Consider the following 15,594-nt stretch of genomic DNA (forward strand, 5'->3'; position numbering starts at 1 on the left):
TTAATTACATTCAGGATACAACTGGCACGGCCTGCGACCGCCCGACTTCTGTTACTGCTTCAACGTGCTCTTTCACATTAAATACCGCGACCAGCCCGGTCAGATGATCCGCCTGGCTGGCCAGCTGATCGGTTGCCGCTGCCGCTTCCTCAACTAACGAGGCGTTTTGTTGCGTGACCTGATCCATCTGGCTTACCGCCTGGGCCACCTGCTCAATTCCGCGACGCTGTTCATCGGACGCAGAAGCAATCTCGCCCATGATGTCGTTAACCCGCGTAACGGAGGTGACGATTTCGTGCATGGTTTTCGCCGCCGTGTCCACCAGGGCAGAACCTTGCTGGACGCGCGAGACGGACTCTTCAATCAGCCCTTTAATTTCTTTCGCGGCGTTGGCGCTGCGGCTCGCCAGATTACGGACTTCACCGGCCACAACCGCAAAACCACGCCCCTGTTCACCGGCTCGTGCCGCTTCAACGGCCGCGTTCAGCGCCAGAATGTTGGTCTGGAACGCAATACCGTCAATCACGCTGATGATGTCGCCAATTTTCTGTGAACTGGCGGCAATGTCCTGCATGGTACTGGCCACGTGAGAGGCCTGATCGCCCCCCTTCTTCGCCGTCATCGCCGCCTGTCTGGACAGGTCAGACGCCTGACGCGCGTTATCCGCGTTCTGGCTTACCGTCGCGGTGAGCTGCTCCATGCTGGCAGCCGTTTGCGCCAGCGAAGCTGCCTGCTGCTCGGTGCGCGATGAGAGATCGTTATTGCCTGCCGCAATCTCCGAGATCCCGGTGTGCATGGCATAACTGCCCTGTCGCACATCGGAGACCGTTTCCCGCAGGGCGCCCTGCATCGCCTTCAGGCTGGCAAAAATCGCCGAAATTTCGTTCTTGCCGTACACCGCCACCGGACGCGCCAGGTTACCCTTCGCAATACTGTCGAAGTGGCTGCTGACGATCGCCAGCGGTTGCACAATCATTCTGCGCGACCAGTACAGGGCACCGCCGGTCAGCAGCACCGCCAGAATCACCACCACGGCAAAAATCACGCCTGACATATGGTAGTTTTTACGGCTGTCATTCCCGGCGCGTTGGACAAACTGGTTAATGTTCTGCTGCCAGGCATTAAAGCTCGCGTCAAACGCCGCCTGGGACACCTGGACTGGCGCGGTCATAAAGTCCGAGAGCTGGTTGTTCTCAAGCCAGGTCGCCTGGTGATCCAGGTCGCTGTGCCACTGATCAAAACGCTTCTTCATCGCGACTTTCAGCGCCTTCACTTCCGCGCTGCCGGCGTCCTGTGCCGCGAAGGCGTTAAACTGCGCGTCAGCCTGCTTCAGGCTGTCGCGCGCGGTCACCATCAATGCCTTGATGTCATCCGGCGGATAACTCAGGGCGGTTAAGGTTCCCGCTTTGTTCAGCGCCGTGCTTGCCTGCAACAGTACGGCGCGCGTCTGTGCCACGGCGGCGCGCTGCTGGTTACTCGCCTCAACTTCCTGCAAATTCTGATAGCCATCGCGAAACGCCCAAAAAGACAACCCGTTACTGCCAACCTGCAACACACCGCAAAGGATCAGAATCAAAAACAGTGTGGTCGAGATACGAATACGATTTAACATCCACGCTCCCATCATGCGGCAAGCAGCCGCGGTTTAAATGTCAGTCAAAATGTTTCCCAGTTTTCATGTCCGGTCGTCGCTGCAGGTTTACGGGTCGCTGCCGCTGCTGCGGCAGGCGCGAGATACGTTGCTTGCGGGGTGACCGTGTTTCCAGCGAGTGAAGCGAGACGAAACGCCGAGACGGCCATCTTCAGACGGCTTGCCTGGTCTTCCAGCGCAGCGGCCGCCGCAGCGGACTCCTGCACCAGCGCGGCGTTTTGTTGTGTCACGCGATCCATTTCCGATACCGCCAGAGCAACCTGGTCGATACCACGACTCTGCTCATCCGACGCAGAGGCGATTTCACCCATGATGTCCGTTACGCGGGTAACGGCATTCACGATGTCATTCATGGTTTCCCCTGCGCTTTCTACCAGCACGGAGCCGGTATCGACGCGGGAAACGGAGTCTTCAATCAGGGCCTTGATCTCTTTCGCCGCGTTGGCACTGCGGCTGGCAAGGTTGCGCACTTCCCCGGCCACCACGGCAAACCCGCGCCCCTGCTCGCCCGCACGTGCGGCTTCGACGGCGGCGTTGAGGGCGAGGATATTGGTCTGGAAAGCGATGCCGTCGATAACGCTAATGATGTCGGCGATTTTCTTCGAACTGTCGGCGATTTCGTGCATGGTTTTCACCACGCCGTCCACCACGCGACCGCCTCGCTGCGCCGTTTCGGACGCGCTTTCCGCCAGCTGTGAGGCCTGACGGGCGTTGTCCGCGTTCTGCTTCACGGTCGCGGTAAGTTGCTCCATGCTGGCGGCGGTCTCTTCGAGCGCCGACGCCTGCTGTTCGGTGCGCGACGACAGATCGTTGTTGCCCATCGCAATTTCGCTGGTACCGGTATAAATGGCTTCCGATCCGTTACGCACGTTGGCGACGGTCTCAATTAGCGAGCGCTGCATATGATCAACGCTGTTTGCCAGCTCGGTAATTTCATTGCGCCCGGAGACGGTCAGCGTTTTGGTCAGGTCACCACCGGCAATCTCGCGAATGTGGGCAATGACGCGACCGAGAGGATTAAGCAGGATGTGGCGAATGCCGTACCACACGCCCACCAGCACGATGACCAGCGCCAGCGCCATGACGGCCATCTGCCATTTGGCAAAGCGGTAATCATTCTGGCTTTGCGTAAAGGCCGAGTGATACAGGTCGCCACTGGCTTTGGCATATTCCCCGAGTGCCGCACCGAGGGCGTTTTGCATCCCCTGGGTAGGCTGCGCGAAATACGCGTCCATGTTGCCGCTTTCCAGGAACTGAATAAGCTCCGTCAGACCGGCATAGTAGGCGTTGTACTTTTCATCGATATTCTGGCTCACCTGCGCCATGGCAGGCTGTGGCGTGATTTTCTTAAAGGCGTCGTAGTGTTTCGCGGCGTCAGCAAGGGTCGCCCGCGCATTTTTCAGCAGTTCCGTTTTCGCACTGCTCTGCTGATTATTCGGATCCATCATCATGCGGGCGGAAGAGCGGCTCAGGTTGATACGCGTTTGCAGCATCAGATCCCACGTCGACGTCAGTTCACTCTGCTGTACGCGGAGATCGTTCGAGGCGGCGAAACTGTCCTGGTTTTGTTTAAGTGACGAGAAAAAAAGCCCGCCGGAGGTAAGCTGAAGAAGTGCGAAAATGACCAGCACCATCATAAGCATTGTGACAACGCGGATACGGTTCAACATACAACACCTTCTCATAGATTTATTAACGGTGTTATCGGCACTGACTACAGGAACTTTACATTTGAGAAAGGGAAAAGCGCGGGGTTAAAACGCAACGTCAACGATCAGCGTATCGGTATAGGTGCCGGCAGGCGGCGTAGACTGGCTGGTAAGGACTTTGGCAGTGTAGTTGTAGGTTCGCAATAAACCGTCGGTACTGACCTGCGAGGAGGTTGCGCTGGTCCAGCGCTCGGTACCGCTGCCACCCCAGCGGTTGGTCGTGGCTTCTTTATAAATGTCGTAACTCATGTAGTTACTGCCGCTCACCATGCGGCGAACATTATTCAGCGCGTTGGCACCATTATTAATTCCGATAGTGTAAGTGCTTCCTTTGGTACAGGTGACGGCAATCGCCTGCGAGACGGTGGGGAAACTTTGCACCAGCGGCGCACTGTTGAAGTTGACGTCCGGCGTGGTCATGGCGCTGCAGTCGTTGGTAACGGTCATGTTGAGAAGAATACTGGTGGTCGCCGTGCCTGTCTGCGGAACGGTGCAAAGGCCCAGCACGCCCACGGAACAGACGCTGTAGTTGATGCTGAAGGTGAGCAGCACCTGATAGGGCCCGGCCGTGACGTTTTGTCCGGCAACGGTGCGGAAATAAAGCGGAATGCTGTACTGTTTTGACCCCAGTAATCCCAGCAGGGTGTTGCCGCTCCAGGTATAAGCTTTGCTGATTTGCACTTCGCTGTTCCCCGAACACCCCGTTAACCCGCACAACCGGGTGGGGATCACATCCGTGATGGCCGCATTGTCGGTGCGTTTCATCGTGGCACGGCTGTTGCCTGAAACCGACGCGGCGGTGTAGTTCAGCGTCACCGAGTCGTTGGTCAGAAGATTGAGCACGGCGTCGCATGCCACGATCAGCCTGCCGGTGGTTTCGACCTCCCCGGTTCCGCTGAGCGCGAACGAGGTGACGCTACCAAATGACGCATTTACCGTACTGACGGTACACGCCGCCCAGCCGCCGCCAGAAAACAGCAGCAGCATCAACAGCAGTAAGCGCTTCACCGTTCCTCCTGGCAAATCAGCGGTCCGTATGTCTGCAGCTTATGTTCCGGATTGGCCCCCACGGTCAGCGTGGCCGAGCAGTGTTTTCCGTCTGGTGTAATCACCTCAAGCGGGTTTACATCGTTGAGATTTTCCAGCCAGGCGATGCCGTCATACCCCACCACCGCATTGTTGCGCGAGGCGCGTCGAACCTGGCTTCCCACCGGAATAGCCTGCCCCTGCTTGTCATGCAGAATGACGCTTGCCACCCGCTCCTGCTCCATCGGGAAATCGACCAGATAACCGCTGTGGCGGCGAATAGCGATCCGCCGCTCTGTCTCTTTCAGCCGGGTATCCGCGGGCAGATTCAGGGTATCAATGCGATAACTGGCCGGGTAATAAGCCGATACCCCGCTGACCAGCAGGTAGCCGTTATTGTTCGTTTTGCCGACCGGCTGGTTCTCATAGCTGACGGGAACGTCCGGGTGACCGTCGGTGCTGATCACCACAAACGCATCGTTGATTTTGTTTGCCGCAAACAGCTCGCCGTCCATCAGCACAACCGCGCCCATCGCCTCTCCCCACCAGGTCATCATGTCCCTTTCGCCATAACCACCGCCCTGAAGTTCGATGTTGTTATTGCGCCAGCCCAGCGTTCCCTGCTGATAATCATTGGCTTTCGACTGGTTGGCCCATGCCATGTTCCAGCTAAATCCACCGTCGGAAGGCATGGAGTGGTTGTAGTTGATACGCTGCGTGCTGCCGGCATCTGGCGTGTTTTCATAGGTTACGGCGGCACTGTCACGCGCTCCCAGCGGCACCTGAAGCGACATGGCCACCGTCCAGTCTCCCCGCTGCTGATCGCGGCTTGCGGCCAGATAAATACTGCTCGCCCCCCACAGATTGCGGCTCCAGGAGAGATTCAGCAGTTCGGTTTTTTGGTTGTCAAAGCTCTCCACGCCGATCCAGGCAGCACCGAGACTGCCATATTCGCCCAGGTTAAAGGTGAGAGAGTACTGGTCGGTGTTGCGACTAAAACTGGCGATGGGCCGGTCATTTTCGTCATAGACCGTCGGTTGGTCGTAGAGGGCGAGGTTGCCAAAGTCGCGATCGCGCCGCGTATGCTGTGTCGCTACACTAAATTCACTGGTACTGTACTGATAGCCCCAGTTGATTTGCCCGCCATTATCTCCGCGCATGCGGCTTTGAGAGTACGCGGTATTCACGACGCCAAACCGACCCAATTTAACCACCGTCCCCATCCCGCCCAGCGCCAGCGTTTCTGCCCCTTCGGCATGGCCCTCCAGCGTCAGCCAGTCCGTAACGCCATAGCGATACGACCCACTACCCGCCGCCGGGCCGTAGTCAAAATTCTTGATGCCGTAATTACGCCGCAGGCTGCCGAGCGTCACCGCCCCGTCGCTCAGGCCTTGTTTCAGCAATTCGCTGGTGACGTAAAACGGCAGCGTGGTACTCACCTGGCGGCCCAGCGCATCGGTGGTGACCAGTACCGCGTCCCCTGCTCCGTTGATATAGGGCAGATTGGTCAGGGTGAACGGTCCCGGCTGAAGCTGGGTCGAGCCGGAACGATAGCCATTGATAAAGAGATCCACCGAGGTGGGAACCGCCGCTTCGCCCGAGAACTCTGGGAGTGGCCAGGTCACGAGGTCAGGACGCAGGGAGAAATCCCGCCCGTAGCTGATCCCGCCCATACGCACACTGGTGCTCCAGCTCAGGGCATCGCTGATCACATCCCCGACGGTCCAGGTCGTTGCCTCGTCCTCGTTCGTCATCAGAAGCGTCGTGTCATAGCGCACATACCCTTCCTGCTGACCGTCGTTTCCGGTGAAATTTTCCCGGGCATAGCCGGTTGAAGAAAAGGAGCCGTTCTCATTGAAGTAGCGGAATTCATGCCAGAGCGAGGCCTGTCCGCCGACATGTTCTGTATGGTTGGTGTAGAGATCGTAATTAAGCAGTGCTCCCCGCCCGAAGTGCGGTTTGCTTTGTGACATTTGTCCGCTGAAAGGGGTCACGCGTGAGGCGACCCAGTCGGCCGGAACGCCCAACAGCAGACGCTGCGCGGCGCTGTCGTACTCTACGCGCACCTGCGGCAGGGTAGAAAGGTTCACGTCTCCGGCAGGCACATGCTCCGGCGGAAGCCCTGCCCGCAGCAGGTCGGCGCTGGAAATAAAGAATGCCCCCTCGCGCTGCGTCACGGGCACCACCATACCGGTGTCGTAGTGATTCAACACAATCGAGAGCTGAAAGACCGCTTCGCCGTTCAACGCCTGAGCCTGCGGCGGCGGCGGTAAACTGTCATCGCCGGGCTCAGCCCAGGTGCTGGTACTGACGCAGAGCAGGATCATCATCGCCGGTTTCAGTTGACGGGCGTCGACTGCCATTGCGTATCCCTGGCATTAATCTGCGCGCTCAGCCGGTCTGGCTGACCTATTCCGGCCGGGATTGACCAGGTGCGGGTGCTGCCCGCAAGCACATACCCGAGTAATCCGTCTGCAACCGTCCGCTTCTGCCCGCCCTGCTCCAGCGCCACCTGGCTGAGTTTGACGTGCACATCCCCCTGATTACGGACCTCCAGGGCAGGATGTCCCTTCTCCTGCGTCACCCGCCAGCTCAGATTTTTGGTCTCCACCAGCGCATGATGCGCCCCCTCTTTTAGGGTCGGGATCCCCTGTCCATAAACGAACAAAGGAATGGAGTAGCGCATTTGCAATTTCAGGCCAATGGCCGGCTCGGCTTTGGCATCCGGCTGGGGGATTTCATCCACAATAATGCGGTAGGCCTGTTCGACGCCGAGCGGCACCGTACCCTGCTTAATCAGACGAATAAGCTGCTTACTGCCTTTGCCAATGGTGACGATGGGCGGGCTGGCCACCACGTCCTGCTGTGCGGAGTAGCGTTCATAACCGCCCTCCTGCTTCCAGCGCACAATGCGGACCTGCATTGTCGTTGCGCTGTTCCCCTGATTCTGGATCCATAATTCAGTGGCTTTGGCATCCGCTGACAGCCACGGATCGATGGGCCACAACAGAATGGTTGCCGCCGCCTGCACCTGGCCTGTCGCCGCAGCCATTCCCCCCAACAAACTCACCAGACAAAGGTGTCTGAAAAATGGCTTCATCGACTGTCTCCCTTTATCACCATGACAAGGTCACGGTGAGCTGATCAGAATACGTTCCTGCCGGGCTAAACCCGGTCAGCAGCGCCACGCCAAAAAGCGGCAGCGCAATGTTATTACTGTTGGTATAGGTCACCGGTATTGCCTGATTGACGCCAATTTCGCTGTTCGCCGCCAGCGAACTGCTGCTGTAAAGGCGATATCCCACCACTTCCGTTCCCCCTGAGCGCTTCATACGCCGAACGGAGGAGTAATTCTGTCCGCCGTTAATGCTCATACTCAGCGCCACGCCGGGCGTGCAGGCGATGGACAAGGCCCCGTTAGGCACAAAACTGGTGCTCACCGGGGCACTCTCCACCCCGTTGTGGGTACCGAAATCGAGCGTACCGAAAAGTCCTCCGCTGCCCGTGGATACCGCGCACCCGGGCACAATGGTCGCGCTGACCTTAAATGACTGTGACGTCACAGCCCCCGCCGCAGGCACCAGCATCAGGCAGACGATCAGCGCGTACAAAGGCTGCACGATCCCCTCCGCGCTGTTGCGCAGACGCAAAATGGATGCCTTCATGGCTGCGTGAAACTAGTAGGTGACGCTGACGTTAATCGTGTCGGTGTAGGTACCCGGAACGACCGTAACGCTGTTACCGCCCCCGGTAATGCGCCCGTAAAGTGTGTAACTGTCGATGCCCCCGGCGGTTGACGCTATTGGCAGTGCCGCGTTGTTGGCAACGACGTTGTTAAATCCGCTGTCGCTATACAGGCTGTAAGCCACACCCTGTGCAGCATTTGTGGTGTTGACCAGATAGCGCGCAGGCGTGCCTGGCGTCCCCACAACGGTACCCGGCGCGGTGGAGTTGGTATTCCCGGTGATCGCCACCGTATAGCTGGCGGTCGTACATTGAATGGTGAACGTGTTACCGCCGCTGGCACCGGTCAGCTGCGTCGTCAGGGTGGAAAACGTTGCGGGATGGGTGCCGAAATCCAGGGTCCCGAAGTTAATGCCATTTTGCGTGGGCGAGCCGTTTATCAGACAACCGTTCGTTAGGGTTAACGTCGCGCCAATAGTACCGCTGCTGGTCACCGCCAGCGCCTGTTGGGCTGTTGTCGCCGTCAGCAACGTGCCTGCACAGATCAAAAGGAGTTTTCTTTTCATTTACCACCCTCCAGAAGACATTTCCGTTCGCTTGCCACATTTTATTTTTGCTGTTCAAGATGTTAGCCCCACTTAACGTTCCTCTTCCGGGGGTTATTGAGAATTTAGTTTATGGATACCGCTTCGACCACCCGCGCCGCGGAGGGCAAGACTAATGGCTTATTGACTGAATATTTATTTATAAAACAGGATGTTAATACTTTGTAAATGCCTTATTTCTCGTATACGCAGAGGATATATCCATCGAAATGTGATCTGCATCACAATATATCGTCGAGGCGTTAACAACAAAATTAATAAAAATTAAAAACTAGTTGTATCTCCCTCCGCTTTACTTCAATTTATGTGCCGAATAATTTCCTGCGTCGTAATAAAAAATCTATATACATCGGCGCAGACGGCAACCAAAGCGCATAGAGGGTCTTTTTTCGTGGCAAGTGCAAACAAACTCACACTCTTCATCGTGATATTCATGCTGGCGGGTATTCTTTCAGGGGCGGCGATTCATGAGTACGCCTCTGCGGATGCCATCAAAGCATGGTCGGATAACATCACGCTGCTGACCGATATTTTCCTGCGTCTGATTAAAATGGTTATTGCGCCACTGGTCTTCAGCACGCTGACCGTGGGCATTATGAAACTGGGTGAAACCTCCACCATTGGTCGCGTGGGCGGCAAAGCGATGGTGTGGTTTATTAGCTCATCCGTGCTTTCCATTCTGGTGGGACTGTTTATCGTCACGCTGGAGCGCCCGGGCAGCGGCCTGAACCTGGCTATCCCGAAAGAGGCGGTAGACACCGGCCTTGCGGTGGGGGGGATGACGCTGAAAGCGTTCTTGTCCCATACCATTCCGACCAGTATCGCCGGTGCGATGGCGAACAATGAAATCCTGCAGATTGTGGTCTTCTCTATGTTCTTCGGCATCGCCGGCGCGTCGCTGGGGCAAAAATTCAATGCCCCGCTGGTGGCCGCGCTGGATGTGGTCTCCCATATCATGCTGAAGGTGACGGGTTACGTAATGTACGTCGCCCCGCTGGCCATTTTCGCCGCCATCTCCTCAGTTATTGCCACTCAGGGTCTGGGCATTCTGCTGAACTACGCCTCCTTTATTGGCGGCTACTACGTGGCAATCCTTCTCACCTGCATGGTGCTGCTGGCCGTCGGCTATATGGTGCTGAAGAAAGAGGTGTTCCGCCTGGTCAGCATGCTGAAGGACCCGGTGCTGGTGGCGTTTACCACCAGCAGTTCAGAAGCGGCGTATCCAAAAACGCTGGAGCAGCTTGAGCGTTTTGGTTGCTCGCGCAATATCGCCTCTTTCGTTCTGCCGATCGGTTACTCCTTTAACCTGGTGGGCTCTATGGTGTATTGCTCTTTCGCCTCGATGTTTATCGCCCAGGCGTATAATATTCACCTGAGCTTCACCGAAGTGACCGTGCTGATGCTGACGCTGATGCTGGCTTCAAAAGGGATTGCGGGGGTGCCTCGTTCGTCGCTGGTGGTGCTGGCGGCAACCGTCCCGAGTTTCAATATTCCGGTGGCGGGTATTTTGCTGCTGATGGGGATCGATCATTTCCTGGATATGGGACGTTCAGCGATTAACGTGCTGGGTAACGGTATTGCGACTGCGATGCTGTCACAAAATGAAGGGGCGCGCGAAGCGGAGACTGAGCTGGTAGAGCAGGAAGCGTAACGGGTTGGCGGCATGGTTTCGTTCACCTTAAGACCAGCAGAAAATACTACGTCTGCAGTAAGTGAATAAGATAAGGGGGCTGCAATAGCCCCCTTAATACGTTCACCGCAGCGGGCGAATCAGATAACCGAAATGCCCGACTGAACGAAACGGTTCCACGAAAGCCTCACAGAACCGTTTAGAGAAACATTACGCCACGTGATTCGTCGCGATATCCAGCAGCGCCATCTCATCACTGTTCAGCAGCTTCTCAATATTCACCAGAATCAGCATACGCTCACCCAGCGCTCCCAGCCCCGTCAGATACTCGGTAGACAGCGTGACCGCAAACTCCGGTGCCGGACGGATTTGATCGGACGTCAGGGACAGCACATCAGATACGCCATCCACCACGATCCCAACCACGCGCTGCCCCAGATTCAGGACAATCACCACGGTGTTCTCGTTATAGTCCACGTCGCCCTGGCTGAACTTCACGCGCAGGTCAACGATAGGCACAATCACACCGCGCAGGTTGGTGACACCTTTAATAAAGGCAGGCGTGTTCGCGATGCGGGTAACCTGGTCGTAACCACGAATTTCCTGCACTTTCAGGATATCGATGCCGTACTCCTCATCGCCTAAAGTGAATACCAGGAATTCCTGCCCTGATGGCTCGCCCGCCAGTTTCGTTACATTACTCATACCGGTCATGTTATTACCTTCTACTTAATCAGGCGGCTGTGTACGCCACACGTTGTTCACGATTTAATCCCTGAAGCGCCGACACATCAACGATCAGCGCCACGCTACCGTCACCCAGAATAGTGGCGGCAGAAATACCTGGCACTTTGCGGTAGTTGCTTTCGAGGTTCTTCACGACCACCTGGTGCTGGCCAATCAGCTGATCAACCAGCAGCGCGTAGCGGCGACCCGCACTTTGCAGGATCACCACGATCCCCTGCGTGGCCTCGGTTTTCGCGCCATCCACTTCGAACACTTTCCACAATTCGACCAGCGGCAGGTACTCACCGCGCACTTCAAGAACGCGCTCACCACCCGCCAGCGGATGCAGATCTTCTTCACGCGGCTGCAGCGATTCCATCACCGCGTTCAGCGGCAGAATAAAGACTTCGTCCGCCACTTTCACCGACATGCCGTCGAGGATTGCCAGCGTCAGCGGCAGCAGGATACGAATGGTGGTGCCGGAACCTTGCTTAGACTTGATCTCAACGTGGCCGCCCATCTCCTGAATGTTACGCTTCACCACGTCCATTCCCACGCCGCGGCCGGAAACGTCCGTCACCTGCTCTGCGGTCGAGAAGCCTGGCGCGAAGATCAGCATGCCCACTTCTTCGTCAGTCATGTTTTCGTTGACCGCCATTCCCTGCGAAATGGCTTTCGCCAGAATGCGCTCACGGTTCAGGCCCGCACCGTCATCGGTCACTTCGATGCAGATGTTCCCGCCCTGGTGTTCGGCGGAGAGGATCAGATTCCCGACCGGGGATTTTCCGGCGGCAATGCGGTTTTCCGGCAGCTCGATACCGTGGTCGAGGCTGTTACGCACCAGGTGCGTTAACGGGTCGATAATGCGTTCGATCAGGCTTTTATCCAGCTCGGTGGAGCTGCCCATCAGCGTCAGTTCAATCTGTTTATTCAGTTTACTGGCCAGGTCACGCACCAGACGCGGGAAGCGGCTGAAGACATATTCCATCGGCATCATACGGATGGACATCACCGATTCCTGCAGGTCGCGGGCATTACGTTGCAACTGCCCCATGCTGGTAATCAGATCGCCGTGGGTCACCGGATCCAGTTCGTTAGACCGCTGTGCCAGCATCGACTGGGTAATCACCAGTTCACCCACCAGGTTAATCAGTTGGTCAACTTTCTCGACGGCGACGCGGATGCTGGTGGATTCACTGGAGCGCGCGGCCGGTTTGTCACCACGGCCTGGCGCGGCGGCATCTTTTGGCACCGCTTTCAATACCGGCGCCGCAGGCGCAACGGCAGGCGCGGCCGCCTGAGGAACAACCGCCACCTCTTCCACTGCCGCTGGCACGTCCACCGCCGCCGTTTCGGTTTCAAACGCGATCTGGTCGGCTTCGATAACAAAGCACAGGACCGCCACGATATCGTCCTGGCTAATCCCCTCTTCCAGCGTCGCACTCAGGCTGTCTTTGCCTTTCACCACGTTGCTTAATTTCGCCAGGTTACTCAGCTCTTCTTCAAGCAGGTCAACTTCGTTCTCTTTGAGGCGAGACAGCACCACGCGCACTTTACTCGCAGCGGCGGCCGGGGCCGCCTCTTGTGCGGTAACGGCATCGACAACGCTCAGTTTGGCTGCCGGAACAACGGCTGCGGCTGCGTCACCTTTGGCTTCCAGCGCGAGCTGGCGCAGCGCATTGCAGATGTATTCAAAGCTGGCGGCATCAGGCTCTGCCGAGCTTTTATAGGCGTCGAGCTGTTCCTGCATAATATCTTTGGTTTCCAAAAACAGGTTGATAATGTCGGTATTGAGCTGCATCTCACCGCGTCGTGCTTCATCCAGCAGGTTTTCCATTAAATGGGTCGTTTCCTGCAGGATGGTAAATCCAAACGTTCCGGCTCCGCCTTTAATCGAGTGCGCCGCACGGAAGATGGCATTGAGCTGCTCGGAGTCCGGTGCTTCAGGCACCAAATCCAGCAAATGTTGCTCCATATCGGCCAACAATTCGTCGGCTTCATCAAAGAATGTCTGGTAAAAATCGCTAATATCCATGCTCACGCTATCACCTCGGATTGGCTGGTGGCGATGTTGGAACGGCAGCCGAAGGAACGGCCCCAGGCTGTTTTAAATCGTCCAGTGACTCATTCTGACTTTCGGCGTTTTCGTGCAGGATGGCCTGCTCCGCCTGCTGGTTCAGCACTAAAAGACTGATACGACGGTTGATGGCGTCATCCGGCCCGCGGTCAGTGACACGCATAGTTGATGCCATGCCGACCACGCGCAGTACCTTGCCATCATCAAGCCCACCTGCCACCAGCTCGCGACGCGAGGCGTTGGCACGATCGGCAGAAAGCTCCCAGTTGCTGTATCCCTTCTCACCCGTGGCGTACGGGAAGTCATCCGTGTGTCCAGACAGGCTGATACGGTTAGGAATACCGTTCAGCACTGGCGCAATGCCGCGCAAAATATCGCGCATGTATGGCTCAACTTCCGCGCTGCCCGTTTTGAACATCGGGCGGTTCTGGCTATCAATAATCTGTATACGTAAACCTTCCTGCACCAGATCGATCTTCAGGTGTGGTCGCAGGGCACGCAGTTTAGGATCCGCCTCAATCAGTTGATCGAGATCGCCGCGCAGTTTCTTCAGGCGCGCTTGCTCCATGCGTTTTTTCAGCTCATCGATGTTCGGCTCTTTCTTCACCTCACCCTTCTGCTGGGTGTAATCATCGCCGCCGCCAGGGATCGGGCTGTCGCTGTTAGAGATTCGCTGCCCACCGGTCACGGCGGTCGCCAGCGGCGTTCGGAAATACTCGGCAATTTGGATCAACTCTTTCGGGCTGGAGATGGAGATGAGCCACATCACCAGAAAGAATGCCATCATTGCGGTCATAAAATCGGCGTACGCGATTTTCCAGGAGCCATGCGCGCCGTGCCCATGCCCCTTGTGCTTGCGTTTTTTTACGATGACGATCGGATGGGACTGATTTTTCATGCGTCCTCAGTTGTCGTCTGTTGGTTTGGGTTTTTCACCGCACGCACGTGTTCTTCAAGCTCGATAAACGACGGGCGCTCGCTGGAATAAAGCGTTTTACGGCCGAATTCAACTGCGATAGGTGGCGCATAACCGTTGAGGTTAGAGAGCAGCGTGATCTTCACGCACTGCATCATTTTGGTCGTTTCCGCGCTCTTCTGACGCAGAACGCTGGCCAGCGGAGAGATAAAACCATACGCCAGCAAAATACCGAGGAAGGTGCCCACCATCGCATGCGCAATCAGCGCGCCCAGCTCTGCCGCAGGACGATCCGCCGAGGCCAGCGCGTGTACCACGCCCATCACCGCCGCGACGATACCGAACGCAGGGAGGGAATCGCCCACCAGCGCCAGGCTGTTTGCCGGCACTTCGGATTCGCTTTCATGCGTTTCAATCTCTTCGTCCATCAGCGCTTCGATTTCGAAGGTGTTCATGTTGCCGCTGATGATCAGTCGCAGGTAATCGACGATGAAATCCAGCATCATTGCGTCAGCGAGAATGCGCGGGTAGCTGGCAAAAATTTCGCTCTCTTTCGGGTTTTCAATATCCCGCTCAAGCGAGAACATACCCTGCTGACGCGACTTCGCCATCAGACGATAGAGCAGCGCAAGCAGATCCATATACATGCTTTTGGTGTATTTAGAGCGACGGAACAGCAGTGGAATAGCTTTCAGCGTGCCCTTGATCGATTTACCGTTATTACCAACGATAAAAGCCCCTACCCCTGCGCCGCCGATGATAATAAGTTCAGCCGGTTGATAGAGTGCTCCAAGGTGCCCGCCGGTCATCATGTAACCGCCGAAAACTGTACCGAGAACTACCAGGTAACCTAATAAGATAAGCACGACATCATCCTTCCGCTAGTGACTATGGCAAGGATGTTCAGCTCGCAGCGTTTACCGTTTGCGGGGTAAAAAAAAGCAGCGGTAATTGCTTACCGCTGCTGGAATCTTGCCCACACGTTCGGGTTAAACAGCTTGTTCGATCTGTTCATCCAGCAGTTGTGGAATAATATCGGCAGCTTCCCGGGAAAGTTTACGTCTTTTTACTGCTCGGGATGGAGGCTGGCATAAACTACAGGCGAAGCTGCCTGCAGGCTGATGCGCATGGGTAATAAAATTGCCATCGCAGCAGTTACAGCGCGACAGCTCAAGCATTCCGCTTTCAACAAAACGCACCAGCGTCCATGCGCGGGTGAGCGCCAGCAAAGGACCCTCGTCCTGCTGCGGGCATTGTTCAAGGTAAAGTTTATACGCTTTGATCACGGCATCAACGCCGCTACACAAACCGGTTTTGAGAAGATACTGCCAGGCATTACAGAACATGGAGGCATGAATGTTCTGTTCCCAGGTCATAAACCAGTCCGTTGAAAACGGCAGCATTCCTTTCGGCGGGGGACTACCACGTAACTCTTTATACAATTTGATGAGGCGACCACGACTCAGCTGAGTCTCGCTTTCCAGCATTTGTAAACGAGCACCGAGCGTAATCAGCTCCATTGCTAACTGTATGTCACGCGCTTCCTGAACAATGCTTTTCTCGCTCATTG

At 56.4% G+C, this 15,594-nt stretch carries 13 protein-coding genes; 1 reads left to right on the forward strand and 12 read right to left on the reverse strand.

All coding sequences use genetic code 11. The annotated features are described in order from the left end of the window. Positions 1-10 precede the first annotated feature (10 nt). The 7 genes from tap to QMG44_RS09965 form a co-directional block, all read right to left on the reverse strand. Entirely contained in the window at positions 11-1,612 is a 1,602-nt protein-coding gene (gene tap / locus QMG44_RS09935; protein ID WP_086532357.1) for a methyl-accepting chemotaxis protein IV, read from the reverse strand. A gap of 44 nt (positions 1,613-1,656) precedes the next feature. Then, a complete protein-coding gene (gene tar, locus QMG44_RS09940; RefSeq protein WP_020883382.1) occupies positions 1,657-3,321 on the reverse strand; it encodes a methyl-accepting chemotaxis protein II in 1,665 nt (554 codons plus the stop codon). An 84-nt stretch (positions 3,322-3,405) separates the two neighbouring features. Beyond that, positions 3,406-4,368, reverse strand: coding sequence for a spore coat U domain-containing protein (locus QMG44_RS09945; RefSeq protein WP_032680768.1), 963 nt, complete (start codon positions 4,366-4,368; stop codon positions 3,406-3,408). Continuing rightward, a complete protein-coding gene (locus QMG44_RS09950; protein ID WP_086532356.1) occupies positions 4,365-6,749 on the reverse strand; it encodes a fimbria/pilus outer membrane usher protein in 2,385 nt (794 codons plus the stop codon). The genes QMG44_RS09945 and QMG44_RS09950 overlap by 4 nt, the downstream gene beginning before the upstream one ends. Further along, on the reverse strand, positions 6,725-7,486 hold the full coding sequence (locus QMG44_RS09955; RefSeq protein WP_047356872.1) for a molecular chaperone: 762 nt from the start codon (positions 7,484-7,486) through the stop codon (positions 6,725-6,727). The genes QMG44_RS09950 and QMG44_RS09955 overlap by 25 nt, the downstream gene beginning before the upstream one ends. A 16-nt stretch (positions 7,487-7,502) precedes the next feature. After that, positions 7,503-8,051 carry a spore coat U domain-containing protein gene (locus QMG44_RS09960; RefSeq protein WP_059306609.1) on the reverse strand — a complete coding sequence of 183 codons (549 nt, stop codon included), beginning with the start codon at positions 8,049-8,051 and terminating at the stop codon, positions 7,503-7,505. A gap of 12 nt (positions 8,052-8,063) precedes the next feature. Then, positions 8,064-8,636 carry a spore coat protein U domain-containing protein gene (locus QMG44_RS09965; protein ID WP_020883378.1) on the reverse strand — a complete coding sequence of 191 codons (573 nt, stop codon included), beginning with the start codon at positions 8,634-8,636 and terminating at the stop codon, positions 8,064-8,066. 430 nt (positions 8,637-9,066) lie between these two features. On the opposite strand from QMG44_RS09965, the gene QMG44_RS09970 reads away from it, so the two are divergent. After that, on the forward strand, positions 9,067-10,326 hold the full coding sequence (locus QMG44_RS09970) for a dicarboxylate/amino acid:cation symporter (protein ID WP_086532355.1): 1,260 nt from the start codon (positions 9,067-9,069) through the stop codon (positions 10,324-10,326). A gap of 189 nt (positions 10,327-10,515) precedes the next feature. On the opposite strand, the gene cheW is transcribed toward QMG44_RS09970, so the two are convergent. The 5 genes from cheW to flhC form a co-directional block, all read right to left on the reverse strand. Then, the gene (gene cheW, locus QMG44_RS09975; RefSeq protein ID WP_020883376.1) at positions 10,516-11,019 is read right to left on the reverse strand and encodes a chemotaxis protein CheW; all 504 of its coding nucleotides are present in this window, start codon (positions 11,017-11,019) and stop codon (positions 10,516-10,518) included. 19 nt (positions 11,020-11,038) lie between these two features. Further along, the gene (gene cheA, locus QMG44_RS09980; RefSeq protein ID WP_014170675.1) at positions 11,039-13,072 is read right to left on the reverse strand and encodes a chemotaxis protein CheA; all 2,034 of its coding nucleotides are present in this window, start codon (positions 13,070-13,072) and stop codon (positions 11,039-11,041) included. A gap of 4 nt (positions 13,073-13,076) precedes the next feature. Continuing rightward, a complete protein-coding gene (gene motB / locus QMG44_RS09985; protein WP_014170676.1) occupies positions 13,077-14,006 on the reverse strand; it encodes a flagellar motor protein MotB in 930 nt (309 codons plus the stop codon). Continuing rightward, positions 14,003-14,890, reverse strand: coding sequence for a flagellar motor stator protein MotA (gene motA / locus QMG44_RS09990; protein ID WP_008500417.1), 888 nt, complete (start codon positions 14,888-14,890; stop codon positions 14,003-14,005). The genes motB and motA overlap by 4 nt, the downstream gene beginning before the upstream one ends. A gap of 123 nt (positions 14,891-15,013) precedes the next feature. Next, complete coding sequence (flhC, locus tag QMG44_RS09995; protein ID WP_014170677.1) at positions 15,014-15,592, reverse strand: flagellar transcriptional regulator FlhC; 579 nt, start codon at positions 15,590-15,592, stop codon at positions 15,014-15,016. Positions 15,593-15,594: the final 2 nt, after the last annotated feature.

It is taken from the genome of Enterobacter sp. 200527-13 (assembly GCF_027924865.1).
GTDB classification, from domain to species: domain Bacteria; phylum Pseudomonadota; class Gammaproteobacteria; order Enterobacterales; family Enterobacteriaceae; genus Enterobacter; species Enterobacter ludwigii.